Annotated in this window: 31 protein-coding genes, 1 tRNA gene and 2 riboswitches; of the genes, 14 read left to right on the forward strand and 18 right to left on the reverse strand. The window is 47.1% G+C overall.

Annotated features, from left to right (window positions below):
• Nucleotides 1–311: 311 nt before the first annotated feature.
• Nucleotides 312–1,094, reverse strand: a complete 783-nt coding sequence (locus BTR1S_RS04890) for a hypothetical protein (protein WP_029418648.1) — start codon at nt 1,092–1,094, stop codon at nt 312–314.
• 192 nt (nt 1,095–1,286) lie between these two features.
• Nucleotides 1,287–1,359, reverse strand: a tRNA-Val gene (locus BTR1S_RS04895).
• A gap of 189 nt (nt 1,360–1,548) precedes the next feature.
• Here BTR1S_RS04895 and BTR1S_RS04900 point away from each other — a divergent pair.
• Nucleotides 1,549–2,748, forward strand: coding sequence for a DUF819 family protein (locus tag BTR1S_RS04900; protein ID WP_006636883.1), 1,200 nt, complete (start codon nt 1,549–1,551; stop codon nt 2,746–2,748).
• Nucleotides 2,749–2,801: 53 nt separating this feature from the next.
• Here BTR1S_RS04900 and metC read toward each other — a convergent pair whose 3' ends face one another.
• Together metC and BTR1S_RS04910 are read right to left on the reverse strand one after the other, a co-directional pair.
• Complete coding sequence (metC, locus tag BTR1S_RS04905; RefSeq protein WP_006636882.1) at nt 2,802–3,977, reverse strand: cystathionine beta-lyase; 1,176 nt, start codon at nt 3,975–3,977, stop codon at nt 2,802–2,804.
• Entirely contained in the window at nt 3,974–5,092 is a 1,119-nt protein-coding gene (locus BTR1S_RS04910; protein WP_006636881.1) for a methionine biosynthesis PLP-dependent protein, read from the reverse strand. Before BTR1S_RS04910 ends, metC begins: the two co-directional genes overlap by 4 nt.
• 66 nt (nt 5,093–5,158) lie before the next feature.
• Nucleotides 5,159–5,276, reverse strand: a riboswitch (SAM riboswitch).
• A 263-nt stretch (nt 5,277–5,539) separates the two neighbouring features.
• Here BTR1S_RS04910 and BTR1S_RS04915 point away from each other — a divergent pair.
• The 7 genes from BTR1S_RS04915 to uptA all read left to right on the forward strand — a co-directional run bounded on the left by BTR1S_RS04915 (nt 5,540) and on the right by uptA (nt 10,483).
• Entirely contained in the window at nt 5,540–6,256 is a 717-nt protein-coding gene (locus BTR1S_RS04915; RefSeq protein WP_034325816.1) for an esterase family protein, read from the forward strand.
• A gap of 65 nt (nt 6,257–6,321) precedes the next feature.
• Nucleotides 6,322–6,831, forward strand: a complete 510-nt coding sequence (locus BTR1S_RS04920) for a YjcG family protein (protein WP_006636879.1) — start codon at nt 6,322–6,324, stop codon at nt 6,829–6,831.
• A gap of 9 nt (nt 6,832–6,840) precedes the next feature.
• Nucleotides 6,841–7,260 (forward strand): GNAT family N-acetyltransferase, encoded by a 420-nt coding sequence (locus tag BTR1S_RS04925; protein ID WP_029418650.1) that lies wholly within the window; start codon nt 6,841–6,843, stop codon nt 7,258–7,260.
• A gap of 243 nt (nt 7,261–7,503) precedes the next feature.
• Nucleotides 7,504–7,899, forward strand: coding sequence for a GtrA family protein (locus BTR1S_RS04930; protein WP_029418651.1), 396 nt, complete (start codon nt 7,504–7,506; stop codon nt 7,897–7,899).
• Nucleotides 7,900–7,927: 28 nt separating this feature from the next.
• The gene (gene galU / locus BTR1S_RS04935) at nt 7,928–8,818 is read left to right on the forward strand and encodes a UTP--glucose-1-phosphate uridylyltransferase GalU (RefSeq protein ID WP_006636876.1); all 891 of its coding nucleotides are present in this window, start codon (nt 7,928–7,930) and stop codon (nt 8,816–8,818) included.
• Nucleotides 8,815–9,801, forward strand: a complete 987-nt coding sequence (gene galE, locus BTR1S_RS04940; protein WP_006636875.1) for a UDP-glucose 4-epimerase GalE — start codon at nt 8,815–8,817, stop codon at nt 9,799–9,801. Before galU ends, galE begins: the two co-directional genes overlap by 4 nt.
• A 94-nt stretch (nt 9,802–9,895) precedes the next feature.
• Nucleotides 9,896–10,483 (forward strand): undecaprenyl phosphate transporter UptA, encoded by a 588-nt coding sequence (gene uptA / locus BTR1S_RS04945; RefSeq protein WP_029418652.1) that lies wholly within the window; start codon nt 9,896–9,898, stop codon nt 10,481–10,483.
• A 117-nt stretch (nt 10,484–10,600) separates the two neighbouring features.
• Here the strand turns inward: uptA and BTR1S_RS04950 are convergent, their stop codons facing one another.
• Nucleotides 10,601–10,858 (reverse strand): hypothetical protein, encoded by a 258-nt coding sequence (locus BTR1S_RS04950; protein WP_029418653.1) that lies wholly within the window; start codon nt 10,856–10,858, stop codon nt 10,601–10,603.
• A 115-nt stretch (nt 10,859–10,973) separates the two neighbouring features.
• Between BTR1S_RS04950 and BTR1S_RS04955 the strand changes: the two genes are divergently transcribed.
• A complete protein-coding gene (locus BTR1S_RS04955) occupies nt 10,974–13,256 on the forward strand; it encodes an ATP-dependent helicase (RefSeq protein ID WP_029418654.1) in 2,283 nt (760 codons plus the stop codon).
• Between the two features lie 37 nt (nt 13,257–13,293).
• On the opposite strand, the gene spoVIF is transcribed toward BTR1S_RS04955, so the two are convergent.
• The 4 genes from spoVIF to BTR1S_RS04975 form a co-directional block, all read right to left on the reverse strand.
• Nucleotides 13,294–13,551: a sporulation-specific transcription regulator SpoVIF gene (spoVIF, locus tag BTR1S_RS04960; protein ID WP_006636871.1), complete on the reverse strand. Its 258-nt coding sequence runs from the start codon at nt 13,549–13,551 to the stop codon at nt 13,294–13,296.
• Between the two features lie 134 nt (nt 13,552–13,685).
• Complete coding sequence (locus BTR1S_RS04965) at nt 13,686–13,823, reverse strand: YjcZ family sporulation protein (RefSeq protein ID WP_006636870.1); 138 nt, start codon at nt 13,821–13,823, stop codon at nt 13,686–13,688.
• A gap of 79 nt (nt 13,824–13,902) precedes the next feature.
• Nucleotides 13,903–14,112: a protein YjzK gene (yjzK, locus tag BTR1S_RS04970; RefSeq protein ID WP_006636869.1), complete on the reverse strand. Its 210-nt coding sequence runs from the start codon at nt 14,110–14,112 to the stop codon at nt 13,903–13,905.
• Between the two features lie 293 nt (nt 14,113–14,405).
• Entirely contained in the window at nt 14,406–14,774 is a 369-nt protein-coding gene (locus tag BTR1S_RS04975) for a DUF1360 domain-containing protein (RefSeq protein WP_081605349.1), read from the reverse strand.
• Between the two features lie 161 nt (nt 14,775–14,935).
• Here BTR1S_RS04975 and BTR1S_RS04980 point away from each other — a divergent pair, with 161 nt between their 5' ends.
• The 5 genes from BTR1S_RS04980 to BTR1S_RS05000 all read left to right on the forward strand — a co-directional run bounded on the left by BTR1S_RS04980 (nt 14,936) and on the right by BTR1S_RS05000 (nt 17,513).
• Nucleotides 14,936–15,322 carry a spore coat protein gene (locus BTR1S_RS04980; RefSeq protein ID WP_029418655.1) on the forward strand — a complete coding sequence of 129 codons (387 nt, stop codon included), beginning with the start codon at nt 14,936–14,938 and terminating at the stop codon, nt 15,320–15,322.
• Nucleotides 15,323–15,369: 47 nt separating this feature from the next.
• Nucleotides 15,370–15,717 (forward strand): hypothetical protein, encoded by a 348-nt coding sequence (locus tag BTR1S_RS04985; protein WP_006636866.1) that lies wholly within the window; start codon nt 15,370–15,372, stop codon nt 15,715–15,717.
• A 67-nt stretch (nt 15,718–15,784) separates the two neighbouring features.
• Nucleotides 15,785–16,291: a spore coat protein gene (locus tag BTR1S_RS04990; RefSeq protein ID WP_006636865.1), complete on the forward strand. Its 507-nt coding sequence runs from the start codon at nt 15,785–15,787 to the stop codon at nt 16,289–16,291.
• 130 nt (nt 16,292–16,421) lie between these two features.
• Complete coding sequence (locus tag BTR1S_RS04995) at nt 16,422–16,904, forward strand: CotY/CotZ family spore coat protein (RefSeq protein WP_006636864.1); 483 nt, start codon at nt 16,422–16,424, stop codon at nt 16,902–16,904.
• A 159-nt stretch (nt 16,905–17,063) separates the two neighbouring features.
• Nucleotides 17,064–17,513, forward strand: coding sequence for a CotY/CotZ family spore coat protein (locus BTR1S_RS05000; protein ID WP_006636863.1), 450 nt, complete (start codon nt 17,064–17,066; stop codon nt 17,511–17,513).
• Nucleotides 17,514–17,540: 27 nt separating this feature from the next.
• On the opposite strand, the gene BTR1S_RS05005 is transcribed toward BTR1S_RS05000, so the two are convergent.
• The 9 genes from BTR1S_RS05005 to tenA form a co-directional block, all read right to left on the reverse strand.
• On the reverse strand, nt 17,541–18,020 hold the full coding sequence (locus BTR1S_RS05005) for a CotO family spore coat protein (RefSeq protein ID WP_006636862.1): 480 nt from the start codon (nt 18,018–18,020) through the stop codon (nt 17,541–17,543).
• 105 nt (nt 18,021–18,125) lie between these two features.
• Entirely contained in the window at nt 18,126–18,902 is a 777-nt protein-coding gene (gene fabI, locus BTR1S_RS05010) for an enoyl-ACP reductase FabI (RefSeq protein WP_006636861.1), read from the reverse strand.
• 168 nt (nt 18,903–19,070) lie between these two features.
• A complete protein-coding gene (thiD, locus tag BTR1S_RS05015) occupies nt 19,071–19,889 on the reverse strand; it encodes a bifunctional hydroxymethylpyrimidine kinase/phosphomethylpyrimidine kinase (RefSeq protein WP_006636860.1) in 819 nt (272 codons plus the stop codon).
• A 24-nt stretch (nt 19,890–19,913) separates the two neighbouring features.
• Nucleotides 19,914–20,924 (reverse strand): thiazole biosynthesis adenylyltransferase ThiF, encoded by a 1,011-nt coding sequence (locus BTR1S_RS05020; RefSeq protein WP_029418656.1) that lies wholly within the window; start codon nt 20,922–20,924, stop codon nt 19,914–19,916.
• Nucleotides 20,921–21,688 (reverse strand): thiazole synthase, encoded by a 768-nt coding sequence (locus tag BTR1S_RS05025; protein ID WP_029418657.1) that lies wholly within the window; start codon nt 21,686–21,688, stop codon nt 20,921–20,923. Before BTR1S_RS05025 ends, BTR1S_RS05020 begins: the two co-directional genes overlap by 4 nt.
• Before the next feature lie 2 nt (nt 21,689–21,690).
• A complete protein-coding gene (gene thiS, locus BTR1S_RS05030) occupies nt 21,691–21,894 on the reverse strand; it encodes a sulfur carrier protein ThiS (protein ID WP_006636857.1) in 204 nt (67 codons plus the stop codon).
• Nucleotides 21,891–23,003, reverse strand: a complete 1,113-nt coding sequence (gene thiO, locus BTR1S_RS05035; protein WP_006636856.1) for a glycine oxidase ThiO — start codon at nt 23,001–23,003, stop codon at nt 21,891–21,893. The genes thiS and thiO overlap by 4 nt, the downstream gene beginning before the upstream one ends.
• On the reverse strand, nt 22,987–23,604 hold the full coding sequence (gene tenI / locus BTR1S_RS05040) for a thiazole tautomerase TenI (protein WP_006636855.1): 618 nt from the start codon (nt 23,602–23,604) through the stop codon (nt 22,987–22,989). The genes thiO and tenI overlap by 17 nt, the downstream gene beginning before the upstream one ends.
• Nucleotides 23,579–24,280, reverse strand: a complete 702-nt coding sequence (gene tenA, locus BTR1S_RS05045) for a thiaminase II (RefSeq protein WP_029418658.1) — start codon at nt 24,278–24,280, stop codon at nt 23,579–23,581. The genes tenI and tenA overlap by 26 nt, the downstream gene beginning before the upstream one ends.
• An 86-nt stretch (nt 24,281–24,366) precedes the next feature.
• Nucleotides 24,367–24,475, reverse strand: a riboswitch (TPP riboswitch).
• Between the last annotated feature and the right edge of the window lie 8 nt (nt 24,476–24,483).

Here is a 24,483-nt window from a genome sequence, read left to right on the forward strand (position 1 = left end):
TTATCGCTGCTACGATTTAGATGTTATTTAAAGTGAAAAGTAAAAAGCCATTCTCGAATATCTCGAGAATGGCTTCATACTAATGTTTTTGGTATGATTCCGACTGGCCCCCTCTACCTTGCCAAGGTAGCCGATAGTGATCCGATAAGTCAAACGTTGGTATATTAGCGTTAAGTCAACGCTTGTTTTATAAACGTTCTTATTCTATTAATACCAATTATAGACTGTAGCGCGCCGGTACCCTCAAGTATTTTTAAGGAATTGTTTTAACGTAAAAAAGCGCCCCATCCGATTAAGGACAGGGCGGTATGTTATTCTTTATTTAGCGCGGGATGCTCGTAATAATGATCGGCGACGATTGCAAAGTTATCGCGATCGAAATTATCCCAATTGATTTTATTGTTTGTTTTTCGTTCAATTTGAATCGATAGCACTTTTTTCGATTCCGAATTACCTTTCGTATCAATTAATGGGAATTTCCACGTAAGAATAACTCGACCTACTTTTTTATCTTCGAAAATTTTCGGGAAAACCTTTTCGGCTTCTATAAGCATCCCTTTTTTAATCATGTTTGTGGTGAGGTTATCCTTGCCGTTTAAAGTTGCGTTGACTGCCCTAACGGTTTTTGTATCCGATTCCAGAAGATCCGATACTTCCAAGTCACTTATCTTCGGTTCATTACCAGATTTTTTACCGACAGTGTTTTCAATTATTTTTTGTATCTCCTCTTTACTCTTTTCTTTGTCTGTCACTTCGGGCTCTTCTTTTTCGCTTTTTGTCTCTTCTTTTATATTTTTTATTCCATTATCTTTTATTACTACTTGATTGTTTTGAGGTTTTTCCTCTTTGTTAGGTGCCTTCGCAGGCTTTGTTTTTTCTTTATGTTCCTTGACCTGTGCTGTAACTTGTTCCGACTGCGGACTTTGAGTAAAATACCCTAACGCGGCTAAAACAACAACTACGGAACTAACGACAATGCGTGTTAAAACCGTCCATTTTTTATTAACCCACATTAGAATTAAACCGACTGGAAAAAGTACAATTATCATAAGTATGGTAAACCAGTTTGTTTTGTAAAATGGTGTTTCTTTCAATTCTCCCCCTCCTATAGGTAAAATTATACTAAATTGTAAGTATGCCCCGCAATCTAAGTTATATATCCTGGCACCCACGGTCTTACAGGCAGGTACCAGCCAAAAAGTTCCGCTTACTTAATTGAATTTTTCGAGCTGTTTTTTAGAAAAGAACAAAAAAAATAAACCCTTGCTATGCAAGGGTTTTGGGTATGATTCCGACTGGGCTCGAACCAGCGACCTCTACCCTGTCAAGGTAGCGCTCTCCCAGCTGAGCTACGGAATCATGATATGTAACACTGGGTATTTGTCTTACTGACAAGTTCTATTATATGCAGATTATATTGTTTCGTCAACTACTTTTTTTCATTTTTTTATGTTTGCGAATGTTTGCTATTGATCAATCCTCTGTTCCCTATTACACTGTTTTATTATCAGTTAATTCAAAATATTCAATGCGAAGAGGGGGTCTTACATGAATTCGTCTTTGATTTCACCTGATGATATGTGGGTGCTCTGGGGGTTTATTGCGGTGTGGGCGGCTGTGAGCATCTTTTTGGAGCAGCGATACCGCTGGGCTTCGGCTGTATCCGGGGCGGTGATCGCGCTTGGTGGGGCGATGCTCTTTACGAATGTCGGCGTTCTTCCGACCGAGTCGCCCGTTTATGACGCGGTGTGGACGTATGTCGTTCCGCTTGCGATTCCTTTGCTGCTTTTTCAAATCAATGTACGGAAAATCTTCAAAGAAAGCGGACGGCTTCTGCTCGTTTTCTGCATCAGCTCCGTCGGCACGGTCATCGGCAGTATACTTGCGTTTTTCTTGTTCAGGCATCAGATTCCATACCTTGATAAAATCGGCGGAATGATCAGCGCTTCTTATATCGGCGGCGGTGTTAATTTTGCGGCGATGGCGGCAAAGTTTCAAACTCCGGGCGAATATGTCTCTTCAACCGTTGTTGCCGATAATTTTATGATGGCACTGCTCTTTTTTATTTTGATGGGTATACCGTCGCTAAAATGGTTTCAAAAACGGTTTCCCTCTGCCTGTATTTCCGATTCCGGAAAAAATCGGGCCGAATCATACTGGAAGAGAAAAGACATGTCGCTCAGAGACATTGCCATGAATCTGGGAACGGCATTCGCGATTGTTGCCGTTTCAGTTAAAGCGGCTTCTTTTTTTAAAGGGCTTTTCCCATCTGACGGCGGGTCGGTTTTCATTCAGTTTTTATCCGGAATTCTCGGCGATCAGTTTCTGCTTCTGACAACGCTGACGCTTTCCGCGACGTTTGCTTTTCCCCGCTACTTTCAAAAGCTTCGCGGTGCACAGGAAATCGGCACTTATCTGATTTATTTATTTTTTGTCGTGATCGGCATTCCTGCGGACTTGCGAATCATCCTGACGAATGCGCCTCTCCTTTTAGCGTTTGTTTTTGTCGTTGCGATGACCAACCTGTTGGTTTCATTGGCGGCCGGCAAGGCGCTCCGCTTTCGGCTCGAAGAGATTCTCCTGGCCTGCAACGCCGCAGTCGGCGGTCCGACCACTGCAGCGGCGATGGCGATCGGGAAAGGCTGGCGCGAGCTTGTCGCCCCGATCATGCTGGTCGGGACGTTCGGCTACCTCATTGGCAACTATGTCGGAACCTTCATGGGGACCTGGTTTGCCAGTCTGCTTTAAAACGAATAAAGGCCGGGGTGTTCAGCAAATTCCCGGCCTTTTCGCTTGCCCGCTCATGACCGGGCAAGCGTCCCTGCTGCAGCTTGCAAGGCTTGCGCAAAATCTTCCTGCAAATCATCCGCGTTTTCCACACCGACGCTGAGCCTCAGCAGGCCATCGGTAATTCCCCGCTTTTCCCGCTCTTCTTTCGGCATTGCGGCATGTGACATTTTCGCCGGATAGGAAAGGATCGACTCAACCGCCCCCAAGCTGACGGCAAAAACCGGAAGAGTAACATTCTCCACGACTTTTTTAACGGCTTCAGCATTCTCCAGCTCAAAAGAGAGAACCGCGCCGGCGCCGTTTGACTGGTGCTTATGCACAGAGGCGCCCGGATGTGAAGATAGCCCCGGATAATACACCTGCTTGACAGCCGGGTGGTCTGCAAAAAATTCGGCGAGCTGCTGAGCTGTTCGGCTTGCTTTTTCGAGGCGCACCTGGAGCGTTTTTAATCCTCTTAGGACGAGCCAGCAGTCCTGCACGCCAAGAACCGCTCCGAAAGAGTTTTGCAGCTTATAGAGAGCTTCACCGAGCTTTTCATCTTTGACGGCGGCAAGACCTGATAAGACATCGCTGTGCCCGCTTAAAAATTTCGTCGCGCTGTGCAGGACGATATCAACACCAAGCTCAAGCGGCCGCTGAAGCGCCGGGGTCATAAACGTGTTGTCAAGGAAAGTCAGACAGCCGTGCGCTTTGGCAAGCTTGACGACGCCCCTGATATCCGTGATCCCGAGCGTCGGGTTCGAAGGGGTTTCAAGATAAATCACCTTTGTGTTTTCCTTGATGTTTAGTGCAATTTCATTTAAATCGGTCATATCGACAAAAGTATGCTCAATACCAAAGCGGCTCAATACATCGGTAATCATCCGGTACGTGCCGCCGTAGACATCTTTTGTGACCAGAACGTGATCTCCTTTTGATAAAAGCAAAAAAGCGGTGGAGATGGCGGCCATGCCTGAAGAAAAAGCAAACCCGCGCGCCCCGCCTTCAAGCTCGGCGATCGCGTCTTCAAGCGCTTTTCTCGTCGGAGTCCCGGAACGGCTGTAATCATATTCGCCGAACTGGTCAAACGAGCTTTGATGAAAGGTCGATGCGTGCTGGATCGGCACGCTGACGGCTCCTGTTGCTCCGTCTGTTTTTGATTGGTTGTGTACGAGTTTAGTTTCGAACGTCCAGCTCCCCTTGCTCATGCGTTGACCGCCTCCTCTTTTACTTTCTGCAATGCCTGCTTGAGGTCATGCTTCAAATCGGCTACATGCTCAATTCCGACCGAAAAGCGCAGCAGCCTGTTGCAGACGCCGTTCGCGATCCGGATGTCCTCGGGAATATCCATGTGGGTCTGTGTCGCCGGATATGTGATAAAGCTCTCAACCCCGCCCAGGCTTTCAGCAAAGCAGATCGTTTGCAAGCTTTTCAGAAACGGGTTGACCCATTCTTCTTTTTGAACGCGAAATGACAGCATCCCGCCTTTTCCTGGATAAAGAACGTCTGCAACCTCCTCCTGTTCCTCCAAAAACGCGGCGAGCTCCCGGGCGTTTTCCTGATGCTGCCTCATTCTGAGGGCAAGCGTCTTCATGCCTCTCATGAGCAGCCATGAATCAAACGGGGATAAAACAGCGCCGATGGCGTTTTGATGCTGAAACATTTCCTCTGACAGCTCTTCGCCTTTTGCCACGACGAGTCCAGCCAAAAGATCGTTGTGGCCGCCTAAATACTTTGTCGCACTGTGAATGACAAGATCAGCCCCAAGCTCAAGCGGCCTTTGCAAAACCGGGGTGTAAAACGTATTGTCCACAATCAGCAGCAGGCCGTGCTCCTTGGCGATTTCCGCGACTTTTTTAATATCGGTTTCCTGCATGAGCGGGTTTGTCGGGGTTTCTACAAAAAGCGCCTTCGTGTTTTCCGTGATTTTTGATTTGATACAGTCCTCGTCTGAGAAATCATCGTACAAAAAGCGCAGTCCGTATTTTTTCCATTCGTTTTCGAACAGGCGGTATGTCCCCCCGTATAAATCCGAGGAGACGATCAGCTCATCTCCGCTTTGAAACAGCGCCATAATCGTCTGAATGGCGGCCATGCCGGAACTGAACGCAAAGCCGCGCGTTCCGCCTTCGAGTTTTGCGATTGCGTCCTCCACAAGCTGTCTTGTCGGATTTTTTGTGCGGATGTAATCAAATCCGGTGGATTCTCCGATTCCTTTATGGCGGTATGCGGAGGAGAAATAAACCGGCGGATTGACGGTTCCCGTTATTTCATCGCTGCGGTTTCCGATTTGCGCCAGTGTTGTTTGTACATGTTCAGTCATATGACACCATCCTTTTAAAAGTAAAAACCCCTTCTTCATAAGAAGAAGGGGTTGGATAAACGCTTCCTCTTATCTTCCAAGCATGTCGCTTGCTGGATTTAGCACCTTGGTGCACTGACATTGTCAGGTGCAGCCGGTTGCTGAGGTTTCAAAGGGCCAGTCCCTCCACCTCTCGTGATAAGAATGTCTTTAATTTTCTGATTGTTCTTTACTTTACCCCAATTCAGGAGAATTTTCAAGAGCCTTTTTTGAATCTTTATCTCCTTGATATGATATGATGAAATCCCGGATCAGAAAAAGCTTGCCACATTGTAGCGGCAGACTAATGTAGTCCGGACGCAACCCGGGTCAGCCGAAAATTGCAGTTACGAAGAGAATTTTCGCACTATTCGTGTTACAATGTTGGAAACGTTAACAACCTACTTTCTGGAGGAATTCAGCTTGACTATGAAAACAGGAGTCATTCAGGAAAAAAAGCTTTACTCAAAAGAGCTCGGCGAAGAAATGGAGCTGTTGGTCTATTTGCCTTCCAGCTATTCCCCGCTCTACAAATACCATGTCATCATCGCCCAGGATGGTCATGACTATTTCCGTTTGGGCCGCATCAGCCGGCAGATCGAAGAACTGTTACACAACGGTGAAATTGAACGGTGCATCGTCATCGGCGTCCCTTACAAAAGCGTTCAGGAAAGAAGGCACACATACCATCCGGAAGGGCCGAAATTCGAAGCGTATAAGCGCTTTTTGGCACATGAACTGGTTCCTTTCGCAGACCGGGAATATCCAACATATCAAGTCGGATCTGGCAGGACGCTGATCGGAGATTCACTCGGGGGAACCGTGTCCCTCATGACTGCGCTCGATTACCCGAATATGTTCGGTAATGTCATTATGCAGTCCCCGTACGTCGACAGCCATGTGCTTGAAAAAGTCGAAACCTCCGCTTCGCTGCAGCTCATTTCGGTGTACCACCAAATCGGCGTAAAAGAAACCGAAGTCAAAACGACCGACAATCAAATTTTGGACTTTACCGCTCCAAATGAAAAACTGAAGGAGCTGCTTCAAAACGAGAACATGAACTATCACTTTGAAACATTTGACGGAGACCATAAGTGGACGTACTGGCAGCCTTTAATCACGCCCGCCTTAAAAAAAATGCTTTAGCTCTCCGTATCTAAGCTGATCTTTGATATACTAAAACCATATAAATTGTCTAAGGAGGGAACAAAATGAAATACGGTATTGTGCTATTCCCATCAAAAAAACTTCAGGACATTGCAAATTCCTACCGGAAACGCTATGATCCGAATTACGCTTTAATCCCGCCCCACCTCACATTAAGAACACCGTTTGAATCTTCTGAAGAAGATATCGGCAAAGTCGTTGCACACCTGAGAGAACTTTCTAAAGAGCTGAAGCCGATCAGGCTGAAAATTACAAAGTTCAGTTCTTTTGCCCCGGTCAATAATGTGATTTATATGAAAGCGGAACCGACAGCGGAATTAACGGAGCTGCATGAAAAAATGTACAGCGGCGTTTTGGAAGACAAGCCGGAGTATGCGTTTGTTCCCCATGTGACGATTGCCCAAAACCTTTCTGATGATGAGCATTCCGATGTCCTTGGAACGCTTAAAATGAGAGACGCGACACATGAAGAAATCATCGACCGCTTTCACCTGCTTTATCAATTGGACAACGGCTCTTGGACCGTTTATGAAACATTTATTTTAGGAGTGTGAAGACAACAAGTGAAATCCGTCATCGTCAAGAATGATCAGCAGCTTAAAGACGCTTTTTTTGTCAGAACAGAAGTATTTATCAAAGAACAGCATGTTTCACCGGAAGAAGAAATGGATCATCTCGAACAGGAATCTTCACACCTTGTCATCTATGACGGAAAAGAACCGGTCGGAGCCGGCCGCGTTCGCCTTGTTGACGGGTACGGAAAGCTGGAGCGAATCTGTGTTTTAAAAAGCCACCGTTCCTCAGGTATCGGCAATCTGATTATGGAGGCGCTGGAAACGGAAGCGAAAAAACAGGGCGCTTCCCGATTCATGCTGAACGCCCAGACACAAGCCGTTCCTTTTTACGAAAAACACGGCTACAAAGTCGCCTCCGAAGAATTTTTAGACGCGGATATTCCTCACGTCAAAATGATCAAAGAATAACTTCCCGCAAGGCGCGTAAAAGCGGGCTTCAGGTGCCGCACGCCGCCAATATCTCCTCCTGCGGGCCAATGAACCGTTCCACATCCGGAACGGTTTTTCTTTTCCCCCGCCCCTCAATATTTCATAGTTTGTTCATCTTTTGTTTATCGTTTATTCAACATTATTCGCTAAGGTTATGTGTAAGCTTTCAGGAAGGGTGCACAGCCCGTTTCTCCTGTTGGGAGGTAAAAATCGAATGCCGTTATGATGAAAACCAAATTCGCCACCTTATGCCGCTTCAGCACTGTCGGAGCCGGAAACACATTGATTGATTTCGGGGTATTTTTCCTGCTTACGGCGGTCAATGTCCCCTACCTTCTCGCACAGGTTTGTTCATATACCGCCGGCATGGCAAACAGCTATATCTGGAATCGCACGTGGACATTCCGGGTGAAAAAAAAGGTCCGCGGACAAGAGATTTTCCGTTTTCTCCTGATAAACCTTGCAGCTTCAGGGATCACCTTTCTTATCCTCTACGGTCTTCAAAAAGGGGGCTTGTCTCTCTTTTCCAGCAAAATCATAGCGACCCTCGGAGGAATGGTGATGAATTTTATCGGTAACCGCCTATGGGTGTTTCAAGAACCTGAAACAAATTCTTAAGAATTGAAATGAACAGGAGTGAATAATCATGACAATAAGAAAAGCCGTTATTCCCGCAGCCGGGTTGGGAACGAGATTTCTGCCTGCGACAAAAGCGCAGCCGAAAGAAATGCTGCCGATCGTTGATAAACCTGCCATTCAATATATTGTGGAGGAAGCCGTTCAATCAGGCATAGAAGATATTCTCATCATTACAGGAAGAAACAAGCGCTCGATTGAAGATCATTTCGACCGGTCTGCTGAGCTCGAACAGAATCTATTAAATAAAAACAAACATGATCTATTAAAAGAGATTCAGAACATTGCCGACTTAGCAAACATCCATTACATCCGCCAAAAAGAGCCGCTCGGACTCGGACACGCGGTTTTGTCGGCGCGGCATTTCATCGGTGATGAGCCGTTTGCCGTCCTGCTCGGCGACGACATCATGATCTCGGAAAAACCGGCCTTGCAGCAGCTCATCGACGTATATAAAGAATATAAAACATCTGTCATCGGCGTTCAGTGTGTCGAACCGGCCGATGTCTCCAAATACGGGATCATTCAGACAGCCACGCAGAAAAATAAAGTATATGACATCGAAGACTTGGTCGAAAAACCGGCTGTTCGAGAAGCGCCTTCGAATATCGCCGTCATGGGACGCTATATTTTAGAGCCATCCATTTTCCCTGTTCTTGAGCGTACCCAAAAAGGCGCGGGGAATGAAATACAACTGACAGACGCGTTAAGAGACATATGCCGGGAACAAAACATTTATGCCCGGCAGTTGGAAGGCAGCCGTTTTGATATCGGCGACAAGCTTGGCTGCTTTAAAGCAAGCATCGAAATGGGGCTCATGCGGGATGAGATGCGGCCGAAACTGCTGGCCTACATGGAGAATGTCCTCAAAAGAGAAACGCAGAAAGGAGCTTTACAATGAAGTCAGTGCTCGTAACCGGAGGAGCCGGATACATCGGAAGCCATACCGTTCTGGCATTAAAAAAACAAAACATAAACGCCGTTGTGCTTGACAACCTGTCCACAGGACACCGTGAAGCCGTTCACACCCCTCACTTTTACGAGGGTGATATCAGCGATCACGGATTGGTGACATCGATCATAAGAAAGCACGAAATTGATGCCGTCATCCATTTTGCGGCAAAAAGCCTTGTATCGGAATCAATTGAAAAACCGGAACTCTACTTCAGAGAAAATACAATAAAATCCTGTTCTTTCTTTGAACATATCATCAGTGAAGGCGTCAAACACATCGTGTTTTCATCAACAGCGGCCGTTTACGGCATCGCAGGGGACAAGCCGATCCGGGAAACCGCTCCGCTCCAGCCTGTCAACCCTTACGGCGAATCAAAACTGATGATTGAAAAATACCTGCATTGGGTCGGGAAAACGCATCATGTCAAATGGGCCGCTCTCCGCTATTTTAATGCGGCAGGCGCGGACATGGACGGGATCATCGGCGAAGACCACGATCCTGAAAGCCATCTCATCCCTCTCATCCTGCAGACGGCGCTTGGCCGCAGAGAAAAAATCTCAATCTTTGGCGATGATTATCCGACACCCGACGGGACCTGCATCAGAGACTATATTCATGTCCTCGATCTGGCGGCGGCCCATTTGTCAGCTCTTGATGCTTTGTATGAAGACAGACTGAAACAAAATGTTTATAATGTAGGGACAGGGGCCGGACATTCCGTGAAAGACGTGATGGAAACAGCTGAAAACGTCACGGAAAGAAACATCCCAAAACAAACGGACAAGCGCAGAGCGGGCGATCCCCAGGTGCTTGTGGCAGACAGCCGGGCGCTTCAGACAGATACCGGATGGAAGCCGAAATACAGCGATTTACAAACCATGATTCAAAGCGCTTGGGAGTGGCACAAAACACATCCGAACGGGTTTTGATATTCGCTTGTTTCCCGTCCAAACGGAGAAAAGTCACGCCGTATGATCCAAATGTTCGGCTGATGAATGAAAAAGGCAGGGTGAAAAAACAAAAATGGGAAGCATAGTGAATGACATTTTAATGTGGCTGACCGATCTCGGTTATCTTGGGATAGCGATCGGTTTAATGATTGAAATCATCCCGAGCGAAATTGTGCTGGCATACGGAGGGTATATGGTGTCAAACGGCTCCATCACTTTTATCGGTGCCATCATCGCGGGAGTCATCGGAGGAACGATTGCCCAATTGTTTCTCTACTGGATCGGCTATTACGGCGGTCGGCCGTTTCTATACAAATACGGAAAATACTTACTGATTCAAAAACATCATATTGAAACAGCGGAAAAATGGTTTGAAAAATACGGGGGCGGCGTCGTATTTTCAGCCCGTTTCATTCCGGTCGTCCGGCATGCCATCTCCATTCCCGCCGGAATTGCCAAGATGCCGCTCTTGAAATTCACCGGTCTGACGGTGCTCGCCATCATCCCGTGGTCGATTTTGTTTGTTTACCTCGGAATACAGCTCGGAAGCCGGTGGGATCATGTTGAAAATGTGGCTAAAACGTATACAACTCCGATAATGCTTGGAGCAGCGGTTTTAATCATCTTATATTTCGGACTCAAAACATTGCGCAAAAAATAATGAAAACCCCGGCAGACCGCCGGGGTTTTCGCTTATCCGGGAGGCCGCCGCCGGACAGCTGTCAAATATGACAGCGTGCCGCCGCAGAACAGGCACCACGGAATTCGCTCTATGCCATTAAACCGATTCATTCACATAACGGCCTATGTTTCTCTTTTCTGAGATTCTCTGCTTCATTCCTTTTTTCCGTTTTTGTTCCTGCACTCTTCTTTCTGCAGATGTCTGGTTTTCCACTCGTTTTTCTACTTCTCGGTAAGACCTTTTGCTTTGCACGAAGGCCGTTTTTTGGATATATGCATAATTTGATTTCTGGCTGATGGTGCGATTGGCGTATTGTACATACTGATCATGGTAAACCGGCGGCAAATATCCCATCGTATCTCCTCCCATGCTCGCATTCCCAAAAATCTACTGTTTTAAATGGTTGTCATTTGATATGATAGACGTTGTCCCATAAGAAGACGACTACCAATTACTGGAGGACTTCTTTTTGAAATGCGCACGTTTAAATAACAGAGACATCCATCTACATACATATTCGCGAGAACATTTTCAATTCCTCTTTGACGAGGCAAGAAAAGACCATATTACATGCAAAACATGCGGCATGCCGCTTCGGTTGGCATTGACAATCCATGAAGAACCGCATTTTGTTCACAGGGAAACAGGTGATTTTTCTGAATGTGAAGCGGCATGCCTCAACGATCAGCCAAAAGAAGAAACGGCTTATACGGAAAGCGGCGTGTTCCGCCTGCCGAAAGGAAAACCGATCACAGAGCAATCGCAGACACCGGCAAGCGTTTGGGAGCCTCCGAGAGAGGCGGCTGTTCATAAACATTTTTTTCCCAAAGCCGAAACATCGGCTGAGCAAATGTTTCCGAATGTTTCTTTACATGAAAAACAGCTTGAGGCCGTTTCCGCTCCGGAAGGCCCTCTTCTCGTACTGGCCGGCGCCGGAAGCGGGAAAACGCGGGTATTAACGGCGAGGACGGCTTATATGCTGTCACATCTTGAGATACCGCCTGCTGCCATCCTGCTTGTCACCTTCACCACAAAAGCGGTCAAGGAAATGAAAGAGCGGATGGCCTCGCAGTACGGCTTGGCGGAACGTACGGTCAGCCGCCTTGTAACCGGAACATTTCACAGCCTGTTTTATAAAATTCTCTATCATCATGATCCTGCGAAATGGAATGGAGACCGCCTGCTGAAATGGGAGTGGCAAAAAGAGCAGTACATCAAAATGGCATTGGCCGACGAAGGGCTTGATGAAAAAGATTTTCCGATCGACCAGGCGATCCAGCAGATCGGCTATTGGAAAAACGCCTATCTTCCCGGGGAGCGCATTCCGCTTGAGGACGAATGGGAGAAGCGGGTGCACCGGCTGTTCTGCCATTATGAAGAGCAAAAAAAATCACGCGGCCAATTCGATTTTGATGATATGGCTTCCGCATGCTATGAGCTGTTTCAAGAACGTCCGGATGTTTTGCAGAGATACCAATCGCGGTTTCATGCGATTTTGATCGATGAATTCCAGGATATCAATCCCGTCCAATATGCGATTATCAGGCTTCTGGCCAGCCCTGAAAACAACATCACCTGTGTCGGTGATGATGATCAGTCGATTTATGCGTTCAGAGGCAGCAGCCCTTCTTTTATTCTTGATTTTGAAAAGGACTTTCCGGATGCAAAAACGATTCATCTGGCGACGAATTACAGGTCAAGCCACCCCATTGTCGCAAGCGCGGAGGCGGTCGTCAAAAGAAACAAAAACCGCTGGGCCAAGACACTGGAAGCCGTGCGGGACGATGTCAAAAAACCGCTTTTATTTTATCCGTATGATGAAGAGGAAGAAGCGATCATGATCGTCTCCGATATCCGCGAGAAAATTCAAATGGGCGCCAAACCGCAGGATTTCGCCGTCCTTTATCGGACAAACAGCGGCGGCCGCGCCATTTATGAACGCCTTCACGAGTCGGCGATTCCCTATACGGCCGACCAGGGCGTCCAGTCCTTCTACAGCAGGCGGATCGTCCGGCAAATGCTCGCCTATCTTTATTTAAGCCAAAATGAAGATGATACAGAAGCCGTCAAACAGCTATTGCCGGCCCTCTTTTTAAAGCAGTCCGCTTTAAATACGCTAAAGGCGCTCTCAATCACAGAGGATTGTACGATGGTGCAGGCGCTCGTAAAATTGACCGATATCAAACCGTTCCAGCTTGAAAAAATCAAAAAAATCGTTCCCTTTTTCAGCAGCCTGAAAACGATGAAGCCTGTCGAAGCGATGACGTTTGCTGAAGAAAAAATGGGCTTTTCCGACTATCTGAAAAAACGCGGCAATGAAGGAAACAAGCTGGAAAAAGGCTCAGATGATCTGCGCGATTTGAAAACGGCAGCGAAGAGATTCAAAACGATCCCTGAATTTCTGGCGCATGTTGATCATATGAGAGCAGCCGAGAAACAAAAACCCGACGGAAAGGGAGTCCAGCTGTTAACGATCCACCGCGCCAAAGGGCTTGAATTTAAAACGGTCTATATCCTGGGAGCGGTCGACGGTTCCATCCCCCATGACTTCGCATTGGAATCGGCAAGAAAGGGTGATGAAACCGCCTTGGAAGAAGAAAGAAGGCTCCTTTATGTCGCCATGACCCGGGCGGAAGACAACCTGTATATCAGCGTCCCATCGGTCAGAAGAAGCAGAACGGCCTACCGTTCAAGATTTTTGCAGCCGATTTTAAGAAAACAGCCGCAGGCGGCTGAACTTCAATCGCGTTAAAAAACACCGTGCCCTCCCTTACCGGAAGGCGCGGTGTTCATTTTTTGCTGTTCATCATTTTAGCGATCGTATTGAAATCCATTTTTTCTTTTCCGCTAACAATCGATTCGACAATCCGGTCTTCCATTTCTTTTGGAACCCGTTTATTCGCCAATTTGGCAACGCGTTTAATAACGCTGCGGACCGTTTTTTCATCCTTGAAGTTGGCGTTTTGCAAAGAGTTCGCCAGCTGCATCACGTCCGACATGCTGACGCCTGTTTTCTTTTCAATGTTTTTGAAAAATTGATTGTCCATATCCCTGCCTCCTTTTTTGGGAGTGATACGCTATCATATGTCTTTTGGAAACGCCGCGTGCCTTTCCCAGCCGATTCTTTTATAAGAAGAGAGCACAGAACTGCCGCGCCCTATGCTCCCTTCTTTTTAAAAGACTAGTATCTAAAAGAAGCGCCGACAATGATGAGAAGAATAAATAAAACAACGATCAATACAAATGTTGAGCCATAGCTATTGCCGCCATAGCCGCCATTGCCATAGCCAATAGGAACTCCTCCGCCATAAAAGCCCATCTAAAGCACCTCCTTTTCTCCCTATACCATATGAAAATTGATAGAGTTCGCTTGGATAGATGCATAGGGCTTGTGTGGATTATTTAAATACGCCCGGCAGTCCCGCATCCTCTCCCAGCCATGCTTCAGATGTTTCAGCGAACTGTTCGACTTGATGTCCAAACCGTTCTGCCGACTGGTCCAATTGATCCAATTCCCTCTGCTGCTCCTTCATAATTCGTTCATGGTCCGCCTGAGATTGATCATGCCTGCGGTAAACCGAGTCTATCAGCTGTTCAAATAGATTCACGCGGATCTCCCTCCTCATGATTATGTATGCATGAAGAGGGAGAATGGAAACAAAAAAACCGGATCTTTTTCCGGCTTTTTTTGAAAAAAATTATTGGGCTCTTCTTTTTTTGCCGCATCCGCATCCTTTTTTCTTCACTTTTTTTGAGAAAGTGGATTGATTGTTGCTGGAAGTATTCGCCAACCGGCCGTGATGCCGCCTTTTCACTTGTCTCATTGCTATTCCTTCCTTTCTCATTCGTATATCCCATTATATGACTCATCTTTTCATAAGTTGCTGTGACAAACCCCCATTCAACTGAGCCATTTTGACACGATCGTTTCCATCACCCCTGCCAGGCCGGCAATGGCAAGCAGCAGGATCAGCCATTCGGCAACATCTGGAATCAGCGCGTAGAACACAAGCAAAAAAGCAGTACACCAGACCCCTGTGCACCAATAACAGCTTAACAGTTCACCGATCCAGGCTCTCAGGCCTTTTCCTTTAATGACAATATATGTTTCAACCTGTCCTGCTTCATTTTTTTCTTCAACCTCTTCGTGAAACAGGCTTCGCAATGGAGCCGTGATCGTGTCAAACACGACAAGACGCGTCAGCCGAAACACCGCAAGCGAAAATAATATCAATAAAAACCAGCTTTGTATCACATGGCTCCCCCTCATGAATATCGTCTGATCTCTAAATATATGCCGCATCCGTGCTGAACATGATTTGAAAAACGCGTGCTGCCGCTAAATTTGGGTGCGGAATTGTATGTTTTTCTCATTCCGCTATGGAACCAATTTGCATTTAATAAAGTGTGGATAAGAAAGGAGTGAAAGTTATGTCGTTTCAAGAAAATGCCGAAGCACTCTATACGGAAACATTCGACGACATCTCCAGGGAATATGAACAGCTTATTGAAATCATAGATTCTGAACATGTTACGGTAAACACGACAAACATAACAGCCGCTCTCTCTCTACAGGCAATTGTCATCACACTGATTATTCTGGCGGTGCAGCTGACGATCGAAGATCCGGATACAGCCGATCTCATCTCGGAACAAATTCTGGCCGTACACAGATTGCAAACCAAGAAAAAGACGATCATTCAAGTAATAGGCAGCCGACATGTCGAAATTACACTTTCTTCGTTGGAAATCGCAGTTTCTGTTCAAATCTTGACTGACGTTCTGACCGCTCTTTTAACAGAACTTGACATACTTTAAATCCTTCTTTCTTTCTAATATTCTTTAGAAATTGAGGTGAGAATCAATTGTCAGATAAAGAAAAACTCAAAGCAGATGTCAATCCATTAATGAGTACGCTCGTGACAAATATCCTTAGAAAACACGGGGTCTCAAAGGACAATGTACGGACGCTGTCTGAGGAAGAAAAGAACAATATTTTAAAAATGCTCGATGATTTGAAAGCACAGTCTGAAGCCGTCATCAAGCAGCAGAAGAAAAAACAAGAAAAGAACAAGTCGGATAACACGTTGCAATCCGAAGACAGATCAAAACGAAGAAGAAACCGTTCAAATAAATTAAGAGAAAAACTCAAACAAAGAAGACAGCAGGAAAATCATGCAGCAAACGAAGAAAAAAATGGGGATTTGGATTAGGGTATTTGCCATATACAAGTTCAAAGCTTCAAACATTTAATAATAGTAAATGGAAGGAGGAATACAAATGGAAACAAGACCATATTCTTGGGTTGCGCTTGATCCTGAATGCGAGCATCCGGGAACCGAGTATTATCCGAGATTCCCTAAGAAACAGCTGTGTGACGACTATAATTGCAAATGCGGCAAAGACGATGCATTCATCAATCAGGAATTGGATCAGCTCAACCTTAACAAGCAGCTTTCAGATGAAACGATCATTATTAAAGATTCTTGCGATATCAGAGTTTCTACAGAGGATACCCAAGTCGTCGCATCTGTACTGACATCTATTCAGACAGCAATCGTTACAGTTGTTCTCGCCATTATTGATGACTTTGAATTGGCGGAGCTTGTATCGCAAGATTTGCTGCAAGTATCAGCCAACAAACAAACGAACCGCCAAAAGCTGGTAATCGACAATTCACGCGATGTCACAGTAACAACAGAAGATACAGACGTTGCTGCATTGATCACCACAGCGGTCCAAACACTTACAGTTATCATCGCAACGCTTATTGTCGGCATTCTTTAATACAAAAAGCAGAGCCAACCCGCTCTGCTTTTCTTCATTTTTATAGACGATTACCCACACCAACAAGGGCACGGGTACATATGTTGTTAAAGACTAAAGTCAAATATCCTATATAAAGGAGCTGAAATCCATGAGCTGCGGAAAAAACCATGGCCGGCATGAAAATTGTGTATGTGAAGCAGTTGAGCAGATTATTGAAGAGCAGGAAGCAGTCGAGGAAACAGCGGCATGCTCGACAAGCTGCTTCGGCAACTTGCTGAATCCGACTGTTTCCGGAAAAGACACGATTCCGTTCCTTTTGTATGACAAAAAGGGCGGCCTGTTTTCAACCTTTGGAAATGTCGGAGGATTTTCAGATGATATGCAGTGCTTCGAATCTATTTTCTTTCGGGCAGAAAGTTTAAAAGATTGCTGCGCAACTCTTTCAATCCTGAGGCCTGTGGACATAAACGGCGATACGCTCAGCGTTTGCCACCCTTGTGACCCTGACTTTTTCGGGCTTGAAAAAACGGACTTTTGCATCGAAGTCGACTTGACTTGTTTCTGTGCTATTCAATGTCTGTCACCTGATCTCGTAGATCGCGCAGCAGACAAAAAACACAATCACGGTTAAACCATTCAGATTGCATCCTTAGCCGTATAACCCGGAAAACGGCTTGGTGCATGCCTTACTCACGAAAGCTGCCGGCTCTCGGCAGCTCCTTTTACCAATAGAAAAGCCCGGCCGTCTTGAAAACGAAGCGAAAATCCATGATTTAGGAGGGATCATAACATGACGATATTTTCAGGCGATAACTGCGTATGCGATGCAGTTGAAAAGATCCATGAGCTGCAAAACGCCATTGAAGAAGATGGCTGCCCGACAAGCTGTTTCAGCAACCTGCTGTCTCCAACGCGAAATCTCGGCGATACCATTCCGTTTATTATATACACATCTAAATCAAAGCCGTTTGTCGCTTTCGGAAACGTAGGAGAACTTGAAGCAGGCCCTTGCTTCAGCACCGTTTTTTTCAGAGTTGAAAACATCAAAGACTGCTGCGCGACGCTGAGGCTGTTGATCGCCTTTGACGAAAACCGCCGCATTCTTGATTTCACAGATGAAAAAGATAAAATTTGCGATGTGTTTCGTTTAGAAAAAACAAGCTTCTGTATCGAAGTGGATCTGGAATGCTTCTGTGCAATCGAATGTTTAAACCCGCAATTGATCAACCGCACAAATTAAAGTCCCTGCAACGGGACTTTTTTTGTGCTAGAAACCGAGCGGGTGGAGCGAAGTAATGCTTGCGATCGCCAGCTCAGCAGGATCGCCTTTGCTTGATGTCCGCACGAAGACAGAATCGCCTTTTTTTTCGATGAGCGTCCCCCTGTAGGTCTTTCCATTTGCTTCAATAAGACAAAGCGTTTTCGGCATATTCCCCGGCAGGCTTGTTAAAAAATCGATTTTTTCGGTTATCGTCATTTTACTGAGCGGTTTCTTAATCGGCTTTATTCCTTTTGCAGGTCTGTCCGCCTCCCTGTTTTGAACTGCTTCAGCCGCCTCTTTCTCCTTTGAAACCGGTTCTTCTGCATGTTCTTCGCTTCGTTTTTCCTTATCTTTAAGTGCTTTTTCTTTTGCCGTTTTTTTTCTTTTGATGAGAATGTCCTGCATGTTTGCCTCTGCCGCATCATAATCAGGCTGTACAATATACATGAGCGGCTTTTGCTCCGCATCGTTTTTCTTATTAGACATCTTTTATCCCTCCGATCCGTTCATGGTATATCTATATGACGGAAAAGGAAAAATCAGAAGAAAAGAAAAAGCAATCCTTGAAACGGATCGCTTTTTCATACGTTTTTATCGGGCGATAATATGGTAGCCGGAATCAACATGCAGGTTTTCGCCTGTCATTCCGCGGGAAAGATCGCTGAATAAGAATAAGGCTGTGTCGCCGACTTCCTCAGGTGTTGTTGTACGGCGAAGCGGAGCGCGCTCCTCGATTTCTTTCAGGATCGTATTAAAATCGCTGATTCCTTTTGCGGACAGCGTGCGGATCGGTCCGGCAGAAATACTGTTGACACGGATTCCTTCTTTTCCGAGATCGTTTGCCAAATATTTCACGCTGGCATCAAGGGAGGCTTTTGCGACGCCCATGACGTTGTAGTTTGCAACGACGCGCTCTCCTCCGAGATATGTAAGCGTGACAATGCTTCCGCCTTCAGTCATAATGCCGCGCGCAGCTTTGGCAACCGCCGTCAGCGAGTAAGAGCTGATATTATGGGCGAGAAGGAAGCCTTCGCGATTCGTGTTCAAATATTCTCCTGCGAGCTCTTCTTTGTTCGCAAAGGCGATGCAATGGGCAATCCCATGGATCACTTGGACTTCGTCTTTGATTTTGGCAAAGCACTTTTCAATTTCCTGATCGTTTGTAACATCGCATGGCAGAACAATCGAATCATTGCGCTCCAAAGAATCAGCCAATTCCTTAACCGATTTTTCAAGCCTCTCACCGGCATATGTAAAAATCAGCCTTGCACCGGCATTGTGAAGGGAACGGGCAATTCCCCAAGCGATGCTTCGTTTATTCGCAACACCCATGACGACAATATTGCGGCCTTCTAGTGATACGTTCATATGTATAAATCCTCCTAATGATTAACATTTTATTAGTACCTGATCATAATATATAGTATCACAAACTGTGTCAGGCTGACAATTTCATAATCGCCATGAGAGACTTTTTATCAAAAAAAGCGGGCGTTCCGCTGCAAAACCCGCCCGCCGTTGCAAAGGAAGGATCAGCTAGAGCCGACTCCCTCCCTGCAGCGATTTTTGATATGCAAAATGATTGGTCGGCCCGTGTCCGGATCCGATATCAAGGCTGTGGGCCACCGCTTCGTGCACAAACGATTCTGCGGTTTCAAAAGCTTCATGAATGCCGCTTCCTTTGGCGATTTCCGCTGCCAGGGCAGCTGAAAACGTACAGCCTGTTCCATGCGTATTTTTTGTCTCAATAAAAGGATTTGTTATTTCAATGAAGGCCTCTCCGTCAAAAAGCAGGTCGGTCACTTTTTTCTGCTGCGGCTGATGCCCTCCTTTTATAATCGGATAGCGGACGCCCATTTTATACAAATCGCGGGCCGCCTCTTTTCGGTCTTCCATCGTTTTGATGCTTCTGCCTGTCAGCACCTCAGCCTCAGGGATATTCGGCGTCGCCGCAAAAGCCCTTGGCAGCAGCCGCTGTTTCAGCGTTTCAACGGCTTCATTATTTAACAGCGATGCCCCGCCTTTGGCAATCATGACGGGATCGACAATCACATTCCTCAAATCGTGTTTTTCAAGCTGTTTTACAATGGCTTCAATCATCTCCGCGTTCCAAAGCATTCCCGTTTTAATGGCGTCAGGCCGCAAATCTTCGGCGACGGCTTCAATCTGTTGGCCAAGCGCTTCCGGAGACAGCGAAAAAACGCCGTGCACACCTTGTGTATTTTGCGCGGTTACCGCCGTCAAAGCCGACATGCCGTACACACCAAGCTCCTGAAATGTTTTGAGGTCAGCTTGTATCCCCGCGCCTCCCCCCGAATCAGATCCGGCGATTGTCAACGCTTTACATATGCTCATGTTGTCTGCACTCCTTTTAGGCCTTTAGCCAATCCATCTGTGATATATCGTTTTTGCCCGGTTGATGTCATTTGTCCCATGAATAAAAGCCCTGCCATCCCGGAAAATGACGAATTTGAAGTCTTCAGCCCTGCCTGACACAAGATATGGATTTCCCGTTACTTCCAAGCCCGCTTTTCTTAGGCGGACGGCCAGCTCCTCCAGTCCGGGCGGCTGTTTTGCGGCAGGTCTGATCTGAACCGTTTGCCGCCCGCAAAGCACAGCCGCTTTTGTTTCATTTTCCGGTGAAAGAAACGGAAATTCACGGGTACCGCACGTCGGACATGCTTGATCTTTAAGAGCGTCCGCTCGAACCTCGGACCTTTCATTTGTCCATATATCAAATGAGCGGAGCATTCCGGATGGTTCATGCCCTGTCAAGAGCTTAAGCGCATCTGTCACTTGATAAGCGGCGACCTGCTGGACGATCGGGCTGATGACGCCGGATGTATCGCACGTCATCGTGTTCGCCGGCAGGTGTCCCAAAAGACAATGCAGGCACGGCGTCTTGCCCGGGATGACTGTATACGCAATCCCGTAGCTTGCCACACACGCTCCATATAAAAACGGGATGCCCGATTTGACGGCCGCATCGTTTACCACGAGCCGGGTCTCAAAGTTATCTGTGGCATCAATGATCAATGATGCGCCTTCTGCAAGGCTGAGCGCTTTTTCCGCCGTGACATCGGTGACGATGCCGTTAACCCGGACAGAGCCGTTGATCAGGCGAAGCCTGTTTTCAGCTGCGGCCGCCTTCGGCATTTGGTCTTTGACATCCTGTTCCGTATAGAGCTGCTGGCGCTGAAGATTGCTCCATTCGACATAATCCCTGTCAACGATTGTAAGCGAACCGACTCCGGCTCTTACAAGCATTTCAGCGCTCGCCGACCCAAGGGCTCCCGCTCCGATGATCAGCACATGGGCGCCCTGCAATTTTTTTTGGCCGTCAGGACCGATCGGCCGGAACAGCTCCTGCCTTGAATACCTACCGTTCAAGTCGTCAGCATCCCTTCTTCAGGGCTTGAAGCGATGCCATAGTCTTTTTCAGGAATTCTTCCCGCAAGGTATCCAAGTCTCCCGGACTCGACGGCAAGCTTCATGGCAAGCGCCATTTTCACGGGGTCTTTTGCACCTGCCACCGCCGTGTTCAAAAGAACGCCGTCGGCCCCAAGCTCCATTGCGTATGCCGCGTCTTTAGGAGAGCCGATACCGGCGTCGACGATCACCGGAACTTCAGCCTGCTCGATGATAAATGAAAGATTGAGAGAATTGATAATCCCCTGTCCGGAGCCGATCGGAGATGCTCCCGGCATAATCGCATGCACGCCAAGCTCTTGAAGTTTTTTTGCCAGCACGACGTCATCCGATGTATACGGAAGCACGATAAAGCCTTCTTCAAGCAGCGCCTCTGATGCTTTTAATGTTTCTACGGGATCGGGCAGAAGCGAACGGTCGCAGCCGATCACTTCCACTTTAATCATGTCGCAAAGCCCGGATGCTTTTGCCAGCTTTGCAATGCGCACCGCTTCCTCAGCCGTTTTTGCGCCGGCCGTATTCGGCAGCAGTGTATAGCGGCTTAAATCAAGCTGTTCGAGAAAATTGGGCTGTGATTCTTCAAAAATATTCATCCGTCTGACGGCAAACGTGAGAATCTCCGACTCTGATACGCGCACCGCCTCTTTTTGAATCTCAAATGACGGGTACTTTCCTGTTCCAAGCAATAACCTTGATGAAAACTGTTGATCAGCGATTTTTAACATGTTTATCCCCCTCCGACAAAATGAACGATTTCGATGACATCGTTTTCTTCCAGTTTGATTTCTTGATATGTTTCTTTCCCTATAATTTGTCTGTTTCTCTCTACGACGACAACCCGATTTTCCAGCTGATAAGAAGCGAGCAGGTCATAAATCGTTCCCCCGTCATTCTTCCAGTCTATTTTCCGTCCATTCAGCTGAATAATCACTTATGCACAGCCTCCTTCCGCTCCACTTTGAACGCTTCTTCCCAGGCCGGATTGACCGGCCGGCCCACAATCATATCCGTGATCATCTCACCGGTTGCTGGCGCCAGGAGGATGCCGTTTCTGAAATGGCCCGCCGCAAACAAAACGCTGCCATTTTCAGGGTGCCGGCCAATATACGGATTGCCGTCCTCTGTTTCAGGCCTTAACCCGGCCCAGCATTGATCGATTTTCATGCCGCCGATCTCGGGCAGCATCATTTTCGCCTTTTTGACCACCGCTTCGATTCCGTTCAGGTCAGGCTTGTCATTCCAGTCTCCGTGTTTCATTGTGGCGCCGATGACAAGCTTTCCGCTGCGGCGCGGAACAATGTAGCAATGATCATGGTAAAGCGTTCTTGTTAAAGGAATGGTGTCATTCCAAACAGACAGACACTCGCCTTTTACCGGATAAAAGCTTTTGTTTAAACCGAGCTGCTTAAAAAAGACGCCGCTCCACACACCGCTTGCGATTGCCGCGTGCTCCGCCTCAACGGCGCCTGAAGCCGTCATTATGCGCACTCCGCCCCCTGATGCCGCTTCGACTGATAAAACAGGGGCATGCTCAAAGATATCCGCGCCAAACAGCTTTGCCCCTTTGGCGAAAGCCCTGCAAACAGAAAGAGGCTCAACATGAACATCATCCCGGATAAAATTCGCGCCGATGATTCCTTTGGCGGCATGCGGCTCTTTTTCAAATACTTCTTCGGCCGTCAGCCATTCAGCCGAATCGAGCTCAGCCATTGCCGCAAGACGCACCCGGTCGCTTTCAGTAAAGGCGAGTTTTAATATTCCCCCGTCATGCCGGTTGATGTCGATGCCGCTTATTTTTTTCAATTCAGGGGCCAGCCGCTTATACGCCGACTGGCTGGCTCTCGCAAACTCGAAAAATGTGCCCGGTTTATCGCATTCGGCATGGGCGCCGAGCATTCCGGCAGCCGCCCGGGTCGCTTTCTTCCCGATTTCTCCGCTTTCAAACACCGCTGTTTGTTTTCCCGCTTTCGCAAGATGATAGGCAATCGACGCACCGATGATTCCTCCGCCGATGATGATCGTTTCATAGCGCTTTTTCATATAGATCTCCCTTCACAAGACATGCAAGTCGTTCAGCCGCTTCAGCGGGCCGGTCTTTTGAAAAAATCCCGGACATCACGGCGATGCCGTCAGGGTTGGCCTGCTTTACCTCTGGAAGGCGATGTTCGGTTATTCCCCCGATGGCAATGACGGGGATGGCGACAGCTTTTTTGATCTCCTTCAGGCTGCCGGTTCCCCTCTCTGACAGCCCCTTTTTGCTGTCTGTTTGAAAAATATGGCCGAACAGTACGTAATCCGCTCCTTCTTTCTCAGCCTGCACCGCCTCTTCAACAGAGTGTACGGACTTTCCGATTTTCAAATGCGGGAAACGATTTCTTACACATTTAACCGAAAAACCGTGGGAAGGCAGCTGGACGCGGTGTATATTGTGAAACAAGGCGACATCCACCCTGTCATTGATGATGAGCTTCCGTTTATCGACTCCGCCTGCCAGCAGGCGTTCAATTAATTCAGACAATTCATGGACCGTTTTTGACCTCTCTCTGATATGGATGAAGTCGGCTATGTCCTTTATCGATATGATGCTGGCTGCAAGCTCCTCCAAAGTGTGCCGGTTATCGGTGATCGCGTGAAGTCTCAAGCTGTTCCACCCCGCCTTTTGACCAGCCCTCTTTTTTATGCGCCATATTCCAAAATTGGTATTCATAATAGCTTGAAATGACGAAGTTTTCCTTCATTTTCGCACGGATGCCGGCAGTGCTTTTTTCAGCCAGTTCGTCAAAACGATTGACCTGTTCGATCACCAGTTCTTTGAACCAGTCTCCTCCGTATGTCGCAATCCACTCCTTGTAAATGTCATTCTCAGGGCTGCACGTTTTCAGCGTTTCCCCGACATCATAGTAAAGCCAGTAACAAGGAAGCAAAGCGGCGAGTATTTCCGCAAAATTCCCGCTCATCACAGAACGATACATGTGGGATGTATACGCATATGCAGTGGGCGACGGCTTGAACGCATTCTTTTCCTCTTCCGTAATTCCCAATAATTCGGTGAATTTTCTGTGCAGGGAAAGCTCTGCTTCATAAGTTCCGTTTGCATGCTCCGCCATCCGGCTCGTTGTATACAGATCATCCGCATACGCCGCGGCGAAGGATTGAACCTTGGCAAAATGGGTCAAATAATAGGAATCCTGGAGAACATAGTATTTAAAGCGGTCGACCGGCAAAGAGCCGTCTCCAATTCCTTGGATAAACGGATGGACAAAGCTGCCCTCCCACCATTCTGCAGCGCTTTTCCGGCATTCTTCTGAAAACTTCATTTCGAGGCTCCTCCTTCAATTCAGAAAATGAAAAAACCACTTTCCCCGCAGGAAAAGTGGTTTGGAATTTGCATATAACAACCATATCAAATACCTTGCCACTTCCCTACGCAGGTTTGAACCTGTTCAGGTTATGAGGGTCTAAAAGTCACACTTTTATCTCAGCCCTTATCAAGGACTCCCCTAGTGGAAAACATTTCTTT

The organism is Bacillus sonorensis NBRC 101234 = KCTC 13918 (assembly GCF_001592005.1).
Classification (GTDB): domain Bacteria; phylum Bacillota; class Bacilli; order Bacillales; family Bacillaceae; genus Bacillus; species Bacillus sonorensis.

Coding starts and splice junctions, on each gene's coding strand:
- BTR1S_RS04900 (WP_006636883.1), top strand. CDS start 1,549: ATGAATTCGTCTTTGATTTCACCTGATGATATGTGGGTGCTCTGGGGG.
- metC (WP_006636882.1), bottom strand. CDS start 3,977: ATGAGCAAGGGGAGCTGGACGTTCGAAACTAAACTCGTACACAACCAA.
- BTR1S_RS04910 (WP_006636881.1), bottom strand. CDS start 5,092: ATGACTGAACATGTACAAACAACACTGGCGCAAATCGGAAACCGCAGC.
- BTR1S_RS04915 (WP_034325816.1), top strand. CDS start 5,540: ATGAAAACAGGAGTCATTCAGGAAAAAAAGCTTTACTCAAAAGAGCTC.
- BTR1S_RS04920 (WP_006636879.1), top strand. CDS start 6,322: ATGAAATACGGTATTGTGCTATTCCCATCAAAAAAACTTCAGGACATT.
- BTR1S_RS04930 (WP_029418651.1), top strand. CDS start 7,504: ATGATGAAAACCAAATTCGCCACCTTATGCCGCTTCAGCACTGTCGGA.
- galU (WP_006636876.1), top strand. CDS start 7,928: ATGACAATAAGAAAAGCCGTTATTCCCGCAGCCGGGTTGGGAACGAGA.
- galE (WP_006636875.1), top strand. CDS start 8,815: ATGAAGTCAGTGCTCGTAACCGGAGGAGCCGGATACATCGGAAGCCAT.
- uptA (WP_029418652.1), top strand. CDS start 9,896: ATGGGAAGCATAGTGAATGACATTTTAATGTGGCTGACCGATCTCGGT.
- BTR1S_RS04950 (WP_029418653.1), bottom strand. CDS start 10,858: ATGGGATATTTGCCGCCGGTTTACCATGATCAGTATGTACAATACGCC.
- spoVIF (WP_006636871.1), bottom strand. CDS start 13,551: ATGGACAATCAATTTTTCAAAAACATTGAAAAGAAAACAGGCGTCAGC.
- BTR1S_RS04965 (WP_006636870.1), bottom strand. CDS start 13,823: ATGGGCTTTTATGGCGGAGGAGTTCCTATTGGCTATGGCAATGGCGGC.
- BTR1S_RS04975 (WP_081605349.1), bottom strand. CDS start 14,774: ATGAGGGGGAGCCATGTGATACAAAGCTGGTTTTTATTGATATTATTT.
- BTR1S_RS04980 (WP_029418655.1), top strand. CDS start 14,936: ATGTCGTTTCAAGAAAATGCCGAAGCACTCTATACGGAAACATTCGAC.
- BTR1S_RS04990 (WP_006636865.1), top strand. CDS start 15,785: ATGGAAACAAGACCATATTCTTGGGTTGCGCTTGATCCTGAATGCGAG.
- BTR1S_RS04995 (WP_006636864.1), top strand. CDS start 16,422: ATGAGCTGCGGAAAAAACCATGGCCGGCATGAAAATTGTGTATGTGAA.
- BTR1S_RS05000 (WP_006636863.1), top strand. CDS start 17,064: ATGACGATATTTTCAGGCGATAACTGCGTATGCGATGCAGTTGAAAAG.
- BTR1S_RS05005 (WP_006636862.1), bottom strand. CDS start 18,020: ATGTCTAATAAGAAAAACGATGCGGAGCAAAAGCCGCTCATGTATATT.
- fabI (WP_006636861.1), bottom strand. CDS start 18,902: ATGAACGTATCACTAGAAGGCCGCAATATTGTCGTCATGGGTGTTGCG.
- thiD (WP_006636860.1), bottom strand. CDS start 19,889: ATGAGCATATGTAAAGCGTTGACAATCGCCGGATCTGATTCGGGGGGA.
- BTR1S_RS05025 (WP_029418657.1), bottom strand. CDS start 21,688: ATGTTAAAAATCGCTGATCAACAGTTTTCATCAAGGTTATTGCTTGGA.
- thiO (WP_006636856.1), bottom strand. CDS start 23,003: ATGAAAAAGCGCTATGAAACGATCATCATCGGCGGAGGAATCATCGGT.
- tenA (WP_029418658.1), bottom strand. CDS start 24,280: ATGAAGTTTTCAGAAGAATGCCGGAAAAGCGCTGCAGAATGGTGGGAG.